Origin of the sequence: uncultured Sulfitobacter sp., from assembly GCF_947497275.1 — a bacterium.
In the GTDB taxonomy this organism is placed as follows: Bacteria; Pseudomonadota; Alphaproteobacteria; order Rhodobacterales; family Rhodobacteraceae; genus Sulfitobacter.
On record NZ_CANMFS010000002.1, the window covers coordinates 20,842 to 34,647 of the forward strand.

Annotated in this window: 15 protein-coding genes; 3 read left to right on the plus strand and 12 right to left on the minus strand. The window is 59.2% G+C overall.

The genetic code is table 11. The annotated features are described in order from the left end of the window. Positions 1 to 179: 179 nt before the first annotated feature. Positions 180 to 1,241: an ACP S-malonyltransferase gene (locus Q1A06_RS04040; RefSeq protein ID WP_366523489.1), complete on the minus strand. Its 1,062-nt coding sequence runs from the start codon at positions 1,239 to 1,241 to the stop codon at positions 180 to 182. Next, a complete protein-coding gene (locus tag Q1A06_RS04045) occupies positions 1,238 to 3,424 on the minus strand; it encodes an alpha-ketoacid dehydrogenase subunit alpha/beta (RefSeq protein ID WP_299558941.1) in 2,187 nt (728 codons plus the stop codon). Before Q1A06_RS04045 ends, Q1A06_RS04040 begins: the two co-directional genes overlap by 4 nt. Before the next feature lie 387 nt (positions 3,425 to 3,811). Here Q1A06_RS04045 and aroQ point away from each other — a divergent pair, with 387 nt between their 5' ends. Both aroQ and Q1A06_RS04055 read left to right on the plus strand, forming a co-directional pair. Beyond that, entirely contained in the window at positions 3,812 to 4,252 is a 441-nt protein-coding gene (gene aroQ, locus Q1A06_RS04050; protein WP_299558944.1) for a type II 3-dehydroquinate dehydratase, read from the plus strand. Then, entirely contained in the window at positions 4,249 to 5,031 is a 783-nt protein-coding gene (locus Q1A06_RS04055) for a LuxR family transcriptional regulator (RefSeq protein ID WP_299558947.1), read from the plus strand. The genes aroQ and Q1A06_RS04055 overlap by 4 nt, the downstream gene beginning before the upstream one ends. Before the next feature lie 331 nt (positions 5,032 to 5,362). Here the strand turns inward: Q1A06_RS04055 and tsf are convergent, their stop codons facing one another. The 5 genes from tsf to Q1A06_RS04080 all read right to left on the minus strand — a co-directional run bounded on the left by tsf (position 5,363) and on the right by Q1A06_RS04080 (position 9,340). After that, positions 5,363 to 6,238, minus strand: coding sequence for a translation elongation factor Ts (gene tsf, locus Q1A06_RS04060; RefSeq protein WP_299558950.1), 876 nt, complete (start codon positions 6,236 to 6,238; stop codon positions 5,363 to 5,365). Positions 6,239 to 6,342: 104 nt separating this feature from the next. Next, positions 6,343 to 7,209, minus strand: a complete 867-nt coding sequence (gene rpsB / locus Q1A06_RS04065) for a 30S ribosomal protein S2 (RefSeq protein ID WP_299558953.1) — start codon at positions 7,207 to 7,209, stop codon at positions 6,343 to 6,345. A gap of 198 nt (positions 7,210 to 7,407) precedes the next feature. Next, positions 7,408 to 8,253 (minus strand): 1-acyl-sn-glycerol-3-phosphate acyltransferase, encoded by an 846-nt coding sequence (locus tag Q1A06_RS04070; protein WP_299558956.1) that lies wholly within the window; start codon positions 8,251 to 8,253, stop codon positions 7,408 to 7,410. Then, a complete protein-coding gene (locus Q1A06_RS04075; RefSeq protein WP_299558959.1) occupies positions 8,250 to 9,014 on the minus strand; it encodes a GNAT family N-acyltransferase in 765 nt (254 codons plus the stop codon). Before Q1A06_RS04075 ends, Q1A06_RS04070 begins: the two co-directional genes overlap by 4 nt. Positions 9,015 to 9,157: 143 nt before the next feature. Continuing rightward, the gene (locus Q1A06_RS04080; protein ID WP_299558961.1) at positions 9,158 to 9,340 is read right to left on the minus strand and encodes a DUF3553 domain-containing protein; all 183 of its coding nucleotides are present in this window, start codon (positions 9,338 to 9,340) and stop codon (positions 9,158 to 9,160) included. Between the two features lie 32 nt (positions 9,341 to 9,372). Here Q1A06_RS04080 and Q1A06_RS04085 point away from each other — a divergent pair, with 32 nt between their 5' ends. Then, positions 9,373 to 9,966, plus strand: a complete 594-nt coding sequence (locus Q1A06_RS04085) for a histidine phosphotransferase family protein (protein WP_299558964.1) — start codon at positions 9,373 to 9,375, stop codon at positions 9,964 to 9,966. Positions 9,967 to 10,107: 141 nt separating this feature from the next. Here Q1A06_RS04085 and proB read toward each other — a convergent pair whose 3' ends face one another. From proB to rpmA, 5 genes are all read right to left on the minus strand, one after another. Beyond that, a complete protein-coding gene (gene proB, locus Q1A06_RS04090; protein ID WP_299558968.1) occupies positions 10,108 to 11,214 on the minus strand; it encodes a glutamate 5-kinase in 1,107 nt (368 codons plus the stop codon). Continuing rightward, positions 11,202 to 12,236: a GTPase ObgE gene (gene obgE, locus Q1A06_RS04095; RefSeq protein ID WP_299558971.1), complete on the minus strand. Its 1,035-nt coding sequence runs from the start codon at positions 12,234 to 12,236 to the stop codon at positions 11,202 to 11,204. The genes proB and obgE overlap by 13 nt, the downstream gene beginning before the upstream one ends. Before the next feature lie 18 nt (positions 12,237 to 12,254). Then, complete coding sequence (locus Q1A06_RS04100; RefSeq protein ID WP_299558973.1) at positions 12,255 to 12,791, minus strand: GNAT family protein; 537 nt, start codon at positions 12,789 to 12,791, stop codon at positions 12,255 to 12,257. Continuing rightward, entirely contained in the window at positions 12,791 to 13,396 is a 606-nt protein-coding gene (locus tag Q1A06_RS04105) for a LysE family translocator (RefSeq protein ID WP_299558976.1), read from the minus strand. The genes Q1A06_RS04100 and Q1A06_RS04105 overlap by 1 nt, the downstream gene beginning before the upstream one ends. A 132-nt stretch (positions 13,397 to 13,528) precedes the next feature. Further along, positions 13,529 to 13,798, minus strand: coding sequence for a 50S ribosomal protein L27 (gene rpmA / locus Q1A06_RS04110; RefSeq protein ID WP_299558979.1), 270 nt, complete (start codon positions 13,796 to 13,798; stop codon positions 13,529 to 13,531). Positions 13,799 to 13,806: the final 8 nt, after the last annotated feature.

Genomic DNA, 13,806 nt, shown 5'->3' on the forward strand with positions numbered 1-13,806 from the left:
GTGTATCCCGGACGAGAAGGATGAGACGTGTGACACGGAAGGTGCTCAGCTGGCGGCTGTCCAACACGATGTATGCCGGCTTCTGCGTCGAAGCGTTGATCGACAATGCACCATAGAAACGCTGTAAAACTGTCCAAAGAGGTGGGACCACTTCAAAATGATTTCTTGGATGTGTAAAATTACGCCGGTTCAACAGTTGTGAAATCGCCTAGAACAAGCGGGCGCTGATCGGGGCGACCCATGCTGACGACCAGCGGATCGCGCGCCTGACGGGCCATGAACGCGGCCTTGCTGTCGATGCCTTGCCAATTGATCGCGATCAGGGATTGGGCCACGGCGCTGCCCAACGTCGTACCGGGACCGGTGACGATGAAACGGTAGGGCGCGAAATTGCGTGCGGCGGACTGTATCGCAGCGGTAAAATCACAAGTTCGCGTGATCTGCGTGTCCAAAGTGTAGCCGCGGAGCGCGCCGATGTCGCTTGATTTCGGCCACCAGACTGAACCGCGCCCGTCGATCAGCGGCAGGTGCGGGTCACAAAACAGATCAGGTCCCAACGCCGCGCGGCCCATTTCGGCCACCTGCGCAAGCATATCCGTATGAAAGGCGGCATGGTTGGGCAGGCGCAGGGGGTAGCGTCCGTCCTTTGATGGCACCGAGTCTGCGAAAGCATCGAGACCTGCATCATTGCCAGCTACGACCAGCATACCCCCCAAATGGATTGACAGGGCGAGCCGATGATCTGGGCGCCCGTCAATGCGCGCGATCAAATCCATGATTTCCGCTTCGGTTTCCCCAATCGGGCGCCAGTCCTCGTCGACAAATGGATAGAGGATCTGCCCGCCCGCGCCATGCCGGTGCATGAGCGTTCCCATCGTGTTCACGATGGTGAGGCCTCCGATCGCATCCGTGCTGCCCCCCGCCGCCAGGGCGATGTACCAACCCAGCGAATTGCCGGTGACAGCCTTGACGTCATGGCTTTGTAGCGCCGCTTGGGCATCAAGATAGCTGCAGGCGTAGATCAGCGCCGATGCGTTGTCACCCGTCGTGTGGCGCCCGGGCGCAAAGTGCTGGGCACTGTCCAGCGCCGTCAGTGTCTGCTGGCCCGCATCCGCCCGCATTGCGTCCCATGTGGCGATCAGCGGATTGCCGGCATGGAAACGGCCAAGGGTGCCAAGCTCGGCCTTGTTGTAAGTGCCGCGTCCGGGGCAGATAAGAACGGCTGTGGGGCGCAGCGTCATGACCGGCCCACCAACGCACGTGCCGCTGCAACGATGCCGTCGGACGAGGGCAGGGTGGCGGCGTAAGCGGGACCGGTGGCGATAAAGCTGTCCTCGGCCGTCACGCGTGCGATTCTATCCCGCCCGGCTTCGGTAAAGAGCGACATCAACGCCTCAGACTGGCTGCCGGTGCGCCGGCATTCGTCGACGATCAGGATGTTGCGGCAGTCTTTTGTGGCATCGAGCAAGGTATCGGATGGCAGGGGTGCGAGCCATCTCATGTCAATTACCCGCAGGGCCATTCCACCTTCTTTCAACGTCTTGGCAGCCTGTGTCGAAAGGTAATACCCGTTGGCATAGCTGATGATGGCGAGATCGGTACCGGAGCCTTCTACGTTGATCTCTCCGAGAGAAACGGTCTTGTCGGGGGCAGGGTAGCTGTGCAGCCATTCACCGTCGCCCTCCGTATGTAGATCACGCATAGGGTATAGCGCGATCGGTTCGATGAATACCACGACGCGCTGTTCCTCGCGCGCAAGGCGCACTGCCTCGCGCAACATCATCGCGGCATCTGCGCCGTTCGACGGGCACGCGATGACGAGCCCCGGAATGTCGCGCAGCACCGCTAGCGAATTGTCGTTGTGGAAATGACCGCCAAAACCCTTCTGATATCCAAGCCCCGCAATGCGCAGCACCATCGGATTGGTATACTGGCCGTTTGAGAAAAAGCTCAGTGTCGCCGCCTCTCCGCGCAACTGGTCTTCTGCGTTGTGCAGATAGGCCAGAAACTGGATTTCCGGCACCGGTACAAAACCGTTATGCGCCATGCCGATTGCGAGGCCGAGGATGGACTGTTCATCCAGCAGGGTATCGACCACCCGCGAGGGACCGAACCGATTGAGCAGCTTTTGCGTGACACCGTAAACGCCACCCTTGCGGCCTACATCCTCACCGGCGACGACCACTTCGGGGTGCGTCAGCATTAGATCTGCCAACGCCCAGCCGATCAGCCGGCTCATCGGTTGCGGTTGATCCATCTGTTTGATGTCATTACCAAAGATATCTGCACGCACCTCTTGCGACGGTCCGTTTGAGGGCGCGGACTTGCGGGCAGGCGGCACGATGCTCGTCATCACATCGGAGGCGGTGACAAGCGTCGGTTGTTGCATGACCTGCTGCGCGACACGCAGGCAGGTGGCTTCGGTTTCCGTATAGATATCAAGCGCTTCTTCTGAAGAACACGCGCCAGCGTCGCGCATCAGGCGCACCGAGTGCAAAAGAGGATCGTTTGCTTCACCGGCTTCGACGGCGGTCTTGTCGCGATAGGTAAGTTCCACGTCCGAGCCAGCATGGCCATAAAGACGCACAGTTGTAATGTGGAGAAACGCGGGTTTGCGCGTGCTTCGGACGTAATCGGCGGCGACTTGCGAAACGCGCAGCGTCTGCGCCATATCCAGACCGTCACAGGCGAAGTATTTCAGCCCCGGACGCGCCGCAAAATTCGCCGCGACCCAACCGCGCGGGGTGGGAACAGAAATCCCTATACCATTGTCTTCGCACACGAAAAGAATGGGCATCGGCACCGATTGATAGCTGGTCCAACAGGCGGTGTTGAATGCGCCTTGGGCGGTGGAATGATTGGATGAGGCGTCCCCGAAACTGCAGATCACGATGCTGTCGGGAGGCAGACACTGATGCTCCGGCGGACAACGGCGCGCGAGGCCGAGAGAGTAGGCAGCACCAACGGCCTTGGGCAAATGGCTGGCGATTGTCGAGGTTTGCGGCGGGATGTTCAAAGCGCGCGACCCCAGTACCTTGTGGCGTCCGCCCGAAATAGGATCACTTGCCGCAGCGCGAAAGCTAAGCAACATGTCCCAAACTGGTTGATGGCCAGGCACTTGGGCGGCGCGCTGGATCTGGAACGCGGCATCGCGGTAATGCAGAAACGCCATGTCGGACGGACGCAACGCTTCGGCTACGGCGGCCATGCCTTCGTGGCCCGACGAGCCGATGGTGTAGAAGCCTTTACCTAGCTTTTGCATCGCGCGACTGGTGCGGTCGAGGTGGCGGCTGAGGGTTTGACTGCGAAACATCTCGACAAGTTTCGACGGTTGGATCGCAGCGTCTGCTGGCGCGCCATCCGGCAGATCATCGGCGCGCATGCGTCGCAGGAAATTCTCGTGTACGATTGCTGCGCGATCCATTGAAAGCTCCGGACGTTGGAATGGTTGGACACGTCCCAAGTTTCAACGTCTGTGCAATGGGGTCAATGGCAATAGCGGCGGAGCGCCGTGCGCTGGCGGTATCAGGACTAACGATCAATCCTTGTGAACGAAGGTTAGTATTATAATCAGTATTATGTTATAAATAGTGAGGCGCGGCGCGAGCTATCCCAGAAGGTTAAATACCATAAGAGCAACGGTTTGAACCGCCAAGTTGATCCGGATCTGTAGGAATACTATTCAGCCAGCGCCGCCCGAGTGATGCAGGATAATCGCGCTTTGCGTCTTGTGGCGTGTTATGGTCCGCACCGCGGTGGACACAACGACGCATGGATGCCAAAAAGTACAGACAAGTTATCAAGGTGCGCCATGGCTTCGGTTCTCGTGTTGAACGGTCCCAATCTCAATCTGCTCGGCACCCGTCAGCCCGATGTCTACGGGACGACAACGCTTCGCGATATCGAAGACATGTGTCGCGTTCACGCTTCGAAAATCGGGATCGACGTTGTGTTTGTTCAGTCCAATTACGAGGGCGCGTTGATTGAGGCCGTTCATGAGGCCAGGGAAACGCACGCGGGGATCGTGATCAACGCCGGTGCCTACACGCACACCTCCATTGCTCTGATGGACGCGATCGCGTCCGTCGAACTGCCGACTGTGGAAATCCACCTGAGCAACATTCATGCGCGTGAACCTTTCCGCCATGTCTCCTACATCGCACCCGTGGCCATAGGTCAGATCTGCGGGTTTGGTGCACACGGCTATATGATGGCGCTTGATGCGCTGGCACTGCGGATTAATCCAAAATGAGCCTGAGAGAATATCTCTTGGCCGTGGTCGATTGCCAGAGCCTTGAAGAACTCTGGGATGGGCATGTGTCGAAGATGGCTGAGTATGGGTTTGACCGGCTGCTGTACGGCTACACACGCTACCGGACCGCTACATCGCTTGGCGATCCCGACGATTTCGTCGTGCTGACGAACCATGATCGGAGCTATACCGATTTCTTTCTCGGTGGCGGTCTGTTGTTGCATGCGCCAATGGTTCAATGGGCGCTCGAGAACGATGGCGCCAAAAGCTGGCGTATGATTTATGAGATGGAGCGCGAGAAAGAGCTGAGCCCGCAAGCCCGGCAGGTTCTTGAATTCAATCGCGACAAGGGTGTGACTGCGGGCTATACCATTAGTTTTCGGTCCGTTTCTTCGCGCACGAAGGGGGCGATTGCCTTGACCGGGGCCGCCGGCGTCGAACAGTCGGACATTGACGAGATCTGGTCCGAACATGGCGACGACATCTACCTGATCAATAACATCGTCCACCTGAAGATCATCACCCTGCCCTATGCCACGAGCACCCGCGCGCTTACACATAGGCAACGCGAGGCTTTGGAATGGGTCGGCGACGGCAAGAACTCCAGCGATATCGCGATGCTGATGGGGCTGACAGTCCCGACAGTGGAAAAGCACCTGCGGTTGGCCCGTGATGCGTTGCAGGTCGAGACCACGGCGCAAGCGGTTTTGAAGGCGGCTTTCGCCAATCAGATGTTCGTTCTGGATGCCCGGGATCGGCCAGGAAGTGACCTTAGGTAAGGAATCCCATACTTTTCAGAAAGACCCATTCGCTGCATGCTGTTCAGGTCGGGTCTTAAGGCTAAGCTGATCTGGCAAACGGTTTGGAAAACTCCGAGATTTCAGAGCTCTGCCAGATCGCCGGATCCAGAAGGTCCAATATTAAACCTTGCTGACCGGGCCTATTCCGGGTCCACGTTCTCCCCGGATGGTGTCGTGCAACCAATGTGGATCCAGATCCGGAGCGGTCGCTGTCCCGGCGGCCGCTCCGACGCTCGATCGAGCACCGATGCGCAAACAAAAACGGCGCTGCCGAGACAACGCCGTTTTCTACATCGGAACCGTAGCCGGTTCAGCCTTTTGCGGCCTTCGCGACTTCAGCGGCAAAATCTTCCTTTACCACCTCGATGCCTTCGCCCACTTCGAGGCGAACGAATCCGGTGATCGTAGCGCCCGCTTCTTTTGCAGCGGCGCCGACGGTAAGATCTGGATTGATCACGAACGACTGGTTCAGCAACGTCACTTCGGACATGTACTTCTGCATGCGACCGGTAATCATTTTCTCGATCACGCCTTCGGGTTTGCCGGATTCACGCGCGATGTCCATCTGGACCTGCTTTTCCTTGTCTACGACAGCTGGATCAAGGTCGTCTTCGGAAAGCGACGCAGGATTCACGGCTGCGATGTGCATCGCGACCTGCTTGCCAAACGCTTCGTCGCCACCGGTCATAGCGACCAAAACGCCGATCTTGCCCATGCCCGGTGCTGCTGCGTTGTGAACGTAGGATACAACGGTCTCCCCTTCGAGCGCCTGCATCCGCCGGACGGACATGTTTTCACCGATCACTGCGACCGCGTCTGTCACGGTCTGCTCGACGGTTTTGCCGCCCATGTCCGCTGTCTTAAGCGTTTCGATGTCACGCTGAGTGACCGCAACATCCGCGATGCCGGCGACCATTTTCTGGAAATCCGCGTTCTTGCCAACGAAATCGGTTTCGGAATTCACCTCGACTGCAACACCACGACCGCCATCGACCTTGACGGCGACAAGGCCCTCGGCTGCGGTGCGGCCGGATTTCTTGGCTGCCTTCGCGAGGCCTTTGGTGCGCAGCCAGTCAACGGCTGCTTCCATGTCGCCGTCTGTTTCTGTCAGCGCCTTCTTGGCGTCCATCATGCCCGCGCCGGTCGTGTCGCGCAGTTCTTTGACCATGGATGCTGTGATTGCCATCGCTCTGGTTCTCCTCAAAAATATAGGGTCAACTGGGCGCGACCATGCGCCCCGCAAGTATCGGCAGTGTGACTGGCGGCAGGGAATCCCCGCCGCCATAGCGATCAATTGTTCGCTTTTTCAACTGTTTCCTGCTTGGACTCGATGTCCAGCGGCGCATCCTTGGACATTGCGTCGTTGGAAACGGTTTCGTCGGACGCATTGCCGATTTCGACGCCGGTCGAAACGGCCTCTTCCTCGGGCGATTCTTCCATCGCACCGATGTCGACGCCAGCGGCACCCAGCTGGGCTGACATACCGTCGAGTGCGGCGCGCGATGCCAGATCGCAATAGAGCGCGATCGCACGGGCCGCGTCATCGTTTCCGGGGATGATATAGTCGATGCCGTCCGGCGAGCAGTTGGTGTCCACGACAGCAACAACCGGAATGCCCAGCTTGTTCGCTTCGGCAATCGCCAATTGTTCCTTGCGCACGTCGATGACGAACAACAGGTCGGGACGGCCGCCCATTTCACGGATACCGCCGAGCGATGCTTCCAGTTTCATCTGGTCACGCTCCATGCCCAGGCGCTCTTTCTTGGTCAGACCGCCAAAGCCCTGCTCGGACTGCTCGTCGATGTGCTTGAGGCGCTGGATGGACTTCGACACGGTCTGCCAGTTGGTCAGCGTGCCGCCAAGCCAGCGGTGGTTCATGTAATACTGTGCGCATTTCTCGGCCGCATCCGCGACGGGCTGTGCCGCCTGACGCTTGGTGCCGACGAAAAGAATACTGCCGCCCTTGGCGACGGTGTCACGGATGATCTTCAGTGCCTCGTCCAGCATCGGAACGGTCTGCGTCAGATCCATGATGTGAATGCCGTTGCGCGCGCCATAGATGTAGGGACCCATACGGGGGTTCCAACGCTGCGTCTGGTGGCCGAAGTGTACGCCTGCTTCGAGCAACTGGCGCATGGAGAACTCTGGAAGAGCCATGTCGTTATACCTTTCCGGTTTAGCCTCGTCGGGGGTCTGACCTGCGGAATGCGGGCCAACCGGCGGAACAGCGGGGATGTCTCTCCCGCGTGTCCCAATCCCCGACTGCGGGATTAAGTGGGGCGCGGATACACCGAAGCGCGCCTTACTGCAAGCACGAAAGCGCAAACCATGCGCCCTGCCCGGCCGGTTGGTGTGTCAGCGATGCCGGTCGGTTGGATCAAGGGCCGCGCGGTGTGCCTCCCGAATGGATCGTTCACAGGTAGCGGCAAGATCCTTGCGGTGGGCGGTGCCGCTAACACGGACAGGCGCGCAGAAGATCGTTTCGACCGAACCTTGCCGCACCGGCATCAGCGTTGTCAAAAGGTGGCTTGCGAAATCCATGTCGCCCCACCAGCCGTAGAACCGCCGGTCCTGTCGCGCAGGTGGATGGTAGACGACGGCGACAGGCTGGATCCAGATATCATCCTTGATCTGAGGTGCAAAGAATGCCTCAAAGAGCGTTGTTTTAAATGGAAGAACCTGCATTCCATCCGTGCTCGTTCCTTCGGGAAAGAACAAGAGCCGATGGCCTGCCATGAGCCGTTCCTGAAACAGAAGCGTCTGCGCGCGCGCGCGCGCCGGATTGCGTTCAATAAATACGGTGCCTGTGGCTCGGGCCAGCCACCCGATGCCGGGCCAGCGCGCGACTTCGGACTTCGACACGAAATAGAAGGACTGGCGCGCATTCAGCGTGAAGATGTCGAGCCAACTGCTGTGATTTGCGACAATCGCACCGTTATGTGTCATCGGGGATCCAGTTTGCCGCAGACGAAGCCCGAGAATGCGCAGCGCGTTTCGGCAGACAAACCGCGTGATATGCGGGGTTATTGGCCGCGCCATGCCGTAGACGGGCCGTTCGACCGCACGGATCAATAGCAAAAGCACGAGACATCCAAAGACCAGAATGGACAATGCAAGGGCTCGCATGGGCACGAGAACAAAAGCGGCGCCCGTCAGCTTTGGACGCGGTGGATAGGAGGCGGCGTGCCAAGGCGTGCTCAAGACGCACCGCGCGTGTAAATCTTCGACTGGCGCTCGTTCAACATGGCGGTGTCCATCAAAAGGCATACGTCGGTGGTATTGAAGGCATGATCAATGAACGCACCTTCGCCCACGCATCCACCGAGCCGCAGATAGGCTTTGATCAGGCTTGGGATCTGGACCATCGCGGCGCGGCGTTCCAGATGAGCTTCGTCGATCAAGTCCATTCTTTGGAAGGATTTTTCGGACGCCCGCACCCTCAGGGCAGGAGGCGCGAGATAGCGGTGATGCAAGAGCGACAGTGGCGCGGCCAAAGCAGCAGCATCGGTTCCGTGAAAACTGGCCACTCCGAAAAGCACCTCGATCCGGTACTGCGCCGCATAATCGGCCAATCCGGACCAAAGCGCGTGCATGGCCGAACCGCCGCGGTACGCAGGATGCAGACACGAGCGGCCAAGCTCGAGCAACCGGCGACCGGACGATTTTAACGGACCGAGGTCATATTCGCCTTCCGAATAGAAGCCCCCTGCCGCGACCGCGCGGTCCGCGCGCAGCAAACGATACACGCCAATCACATCGCTGCTGCCGCGCTCGGTCAGGATCAGATGATCGAAAAACGGATCAAACCTGTCCTGTTCAAGCTGGTCTGCGTGATCGACCATATCGCCGGTGCCACCCAGCTCGCGGATGAAAACGGCGTATCGCAGGCGTTGGGCGGCATGCAGTTCGGCATCCGTTTCGGCAAGTTTGACCGCAAAATCTGCTCTGCTGTGATGTGCCATCGGACCTTCCGCCATGTCCCGGTGCGACAGTTACGCCGCGCACCGTATAAAAGCAACGCTCGACCCTTGACGCATACTACCTATGGTTATCCAATCGGATTAAATCAGCGCGTTACCATTTATTAACAAGTATTGTGGGATGCTTAACCCTCAAACACAGGAAGAAGTGCCACACGGGAGCTATCAATGACCATCTTGCCACAATCGCGGAAATTCACAGTGACCTTCCCGCCAATGTTGCTTTGAACTTGGCCGACGCCCCAATCGGGTTGACCGGGATGCTTGACCAGCATGCCGGGAGTCAAAATCGCGTTCAGATCATCCACTGTCGTTCCCTTCGCCTCAAGGAGTTCAGAATATGGACCGAGATACAGCTTTTGCCACTCTCATCGGAAGCCGCATCTGCCATGATCTGATATCGCCCATTGGCGCGATCAACAATGGTCTGGAATTGATCGAAATGAGCAATCCGGCGGGAAGCCCGGAACTCGCCTTGATCAGCGAAAGCGTCAGCAGTGCCAGCGCGCGTATCCGGTTTTTCCGTATCGCTTTCGGCGCGGCAGGCGAACAGATGGTCAGCCGTGCCGAAGTCGTGTCGATCCTCGAAGACGTGTACGCAAGCGGCCGCCTGAAAATTGTCTGGCAGCCGTCTGACGGTTTGCAACGCACATACGTCAAACTGGCGTTCCTTGCGCTGCTCTGTCTCGAAACGGGGATGCCGTATGGCGGGCGCGTGGAAATCACGCTGCAACAGGAAACCGTCATTCTTACCGGACATGCGGACAAACTTAACATCGATGAAGCTCTTTGGACGCGGCTCAGCGGTGGTCCGGAGGGTGCGGCGCTCGTTCCCGCACATGTTCAGTTCGGTCTGCTGCCGGTGATCGCATCGGACGAAGGGCGCAAGGTTCGCGTGTCGAGTGAGGAGACGAGGATCGTGATCACGATCTGATACTGCCGGGTGCTGCGCCGGCTGGCAGTGCGAGGTTCATCCTTTGCTGCTTTCAAGCGGTGCCATTGCCCGTAGTGGTCGTGGTATTGAGCTCCATGAATTTAATTATATCCATGATTATCAGCGGCCTATCTGCCGATCCTAAAGCGCCATATCATCGCGGTGCACAAATGCGGCCCGGCCGGGGTAGCCAAGCAAAGCTTCGATTTCAGTGCTTTTGTGGCCCTTGATCCGAGTGGCCTCTTCAGCGTTGTATCTGCTCAGGCCGGAGCCGATCGTGGCGCCGTTGGGACCGAGCAGAGCGATGGCATCCCCACGCTCGAAAGGGCCCGTGACAGCGGTGATACCGGCAGGCAACAGGCTGTTCCCGCGTCCAAGTGCCATCACCGCCCCCGCGTCCAGCGTAACTGTACCAATCGGTTTCATCGCCGCAATCCATCTTTTGCGTGCGGCTTGCGGGTCCGTGTGTGGCGTAAACCAGGTCGCGTTGGCCCCCGCCGCAAGCGCGAGCAGCGGACGCATTACAGAGCCTTCCGTGATCGCCATTGCGCATCCCGCGGATACAGCGGTCTTCGCGGCCATCAACTTGGTTTTCATGCCGCCCTTGCTCAGCCCGGAACCCGCGTCTCCCGCCATCGCCTCGATCTGCGGTGTGACACGGTCGATCACCTCGAACCGTTTCGCGTCGGGATCACACGACGGGTTAGCCGAATAAAATCCATCTACATCGGACAGCAGAATCAACTGATCTGCGCCGACCGTTACCGCGATCTGAGCCGCAAGCCGGTCATTGTCGCCAAACCGGATCTCATCGGTGGCCACTGTGTCGTTCTCGTTGACGATCGGTACGGCACCGAGACCGATCAGCGTTTCAAGTGTCGCGCGGCTGTTGAGGTACCGGCGCCGGTTCGCACTGTCCTCAAGCGTCACAAGTACCTGCGCGGTCGTAATGCCATGAGGGGCCAATACCTCCTCATAGGCGCGCGCCAGCCGGATCTGGCCGACGGCGGCGGCAGCCTGCGACTGTTCCAGCGCCAAAGGACCGCGTCCGAGGCCAAGCACCTCCCGGCCCAGGGCGATGGAGCCAGAGGACACAAGCACCACATCAACCCCCTGCCCTTTGAGCCATGCGACATCCTGCGCCAATGATCCCAGCCACGCCGCCCGCAGCGCACCCGTTGTCCGGTCCACCAGCAGCGCAGAGCCGATCTTGATGACGAGGCGTCCTGCGTCCGTCAGGGTTGCCAAGGCACGTCTTCCGCAGCGGGCTTGTGACGGATACGGTCATCGTCGATCTGGGCACGCAACGCGCGCAGCACCTCGGTGGTGTTGGTCCCGGCCACCCCCGACATCAGCATCACCTCTTCGCCGCAGGAATTTTCCAATTCAGATCGAGCACTTGCAAGCTCCTCTTCATCCAATGCGTCAATCTTGTTGAGCACTGTGATCCGCGGTTTGTCGGCAAGCTCTCCGCCGTAGGCTTCAAGCTCCGTGATAATGGTTTGATAGTCCTGCGCCACCTTTTCCGAGGTGCCATCGACGAGATGCAGCAGAACTGCGCAGCGCTCGACGTGGCCGAGAAACCGGTCACCAATTCCGCGCCCTTCATGGGCACCGGCGATCAAACCAGGTATATCCGCCACGACAAATTCGGTATTGTCGACGCCCACAACACCGAGGTTCGGGTGCAATGTCGTGAATGGGTAATCGGCGATCTTTGGCCGCGCATTCGATGTGGCCGTCAGAAACGTCGACTTGCCCGCATTCGGCAGGCCCAATAGGCCGACGTCCGCGATCAGCTTGAGCCGCAGCCAGAGCGTCCGTTCGACCCCGTCCTGACCGGGGTTCGAGCGGCGCGGCGCCTGATTTGTCGCGGACTTGAAATGCAGATTGCCCCAACCACCATTGCCGCCGCGAGCAAGTTCAACCCGTTGGCCCAGCTCGGTCATGTCCGCGATCACGGTCTCCTGATCCTCGTCGAGGATCTCTGTGCCGACGGGCACGCGCAGGACGATGTCTTCTCCGTCCTTGCCGGTCCGTTGCTTGCCCATACCGGGCTGGCCATTCTTGGCGAAAAAGTGCTGCTGATAGCGGAAATCGATCAGCGTGTTCAGTCCATCGACGGCCTCGGCCCAGACGGAGCCGCCGCCGCCGCCGTCGCCGCCGTCGGGGCCCCCGAACTCGATATATTTCTCGCGGCGAAACGACACACAGCCGCCGCCGCCGGCACCGGAGCGGATATAGACTTTGGCAAGGTCGAGAAATTTCATAATTAATCCTAAAGTATTCTAGCGCAGCAGTTTTCTGCTATAGGTCCAGGTGGGTACGGTTGTATCGCGCGCAAGGCAAAATGTCTCGGCATCCCCCAGATAGTGAAACCCCGCGTTGATCAGTACTTTTGCAGAAGCGGGATTATCATGGAAGACAGATGCGAACATTGTGTCGTGCCCCAGCGGGTTTCGCGTAACTAGCGCATGGACCGCATCGGAGGCGACATGCGTGCCCCAGAACGGCGGTGCCACCCAATAGCCGACTTCGCACTGGTTGCGGTCCAGCCGGACCAAGCTGATCACCCCCATCACCTCCGACCCGTTTGGACCGCCGCCGTCCATCACCCATACGTCTTCTTCGCGTTCGGACTTCATCGCGCGTTCGATGAACCCTTCGATTACCCCTGGGGGCAACGGATGCGGGATCCGTACCGTGCTGGCGGCGACGCGGATGTCGGCCGCGTAATATTCGATCCGCGTCAGGTCGGAGCGGCGCACGGGGCGCAGTACGAAACGGTCGGTTGTCAGTGTTGGCTGACGAAAAATCTGCTGCATTATAGTGACCCACCCGCGAAAAGAACAAACAGCACCGACGCCACAGTCAAGGCGGCAAGTGTCCACATCAGATAGGGTTCCGCACGGGTGCCCGCAACGGTGCTTGCGATCGCCTGCCCGCCCAAAGTCCAGAGCGGATGCATGACAAGCTGGCATATAAGCAGAATCGCAGCGACAATGGCGGTTGCGGCAAAGGGCGAGGTGCCCGGCCCGACAAAGGCCGTGAAGCTGCCGACGATCATCGCCCAGGCCTTTGGGTTAAGTAGGTGCACAATCAAACCGGCGAGAAAACCGGGCGCTACAGCTTCCGCATCATGCCCGTCGAGGCGCAGGTTTGCCACCTTCCAGGCAAGCCAGATGATATACGCCGCCGACGCGTATTTGAGGATCGCGAAGACCTGCGGTGCCGATTGCGCAAGCTCCATCAATCCGAATCCGACCGGCCAGATGATGAACTGCTTGCCCAAGGCGACACCGGCCACGAACGGCAACGCCGCGCGAAAGCCGAAGCGTGCGCCGGTGGCCAGAAGGGCCATGTTCGCCGGTCCCGGTGTCCCCACCTGACTGGCGGCGAAGATGGTGAGAGGAACTATCGCGACGCTCATGCGTAGCGCACGCTTGCACTGGAAAGATTCAAAGGGCCACTCCTTTTCGGAGTTGTGGCGACAAGGCAAGAGCCAAAAAAAAGGACCGGCGTTTCCGCCGGTCCCTGAAAGTGCTTTATCTTCGGGTACGGCTTACTCGGCGGCTTCCGCTGCCGGGACGATCGAGATGAACGTGCGCTTTTTCAGCCCCTTGTGGAACGATACATTGCCGTCGACTGTCGCAAAGATGGTGTGATCCTTACCCATGCCCACGCCTTCGCCGGGCCAGAACTTGGTCCCGCGCTGGCGCACGATGATGTTGCCGGGAACAACGACTTCGCCGCCGTATTTCTTCACGCCAAGGCGACGACCAGCCGAGTCGCGCCCGTTACGGGATGAACCGCCTGCTTTTTTATGTGCCATCTGGTCTC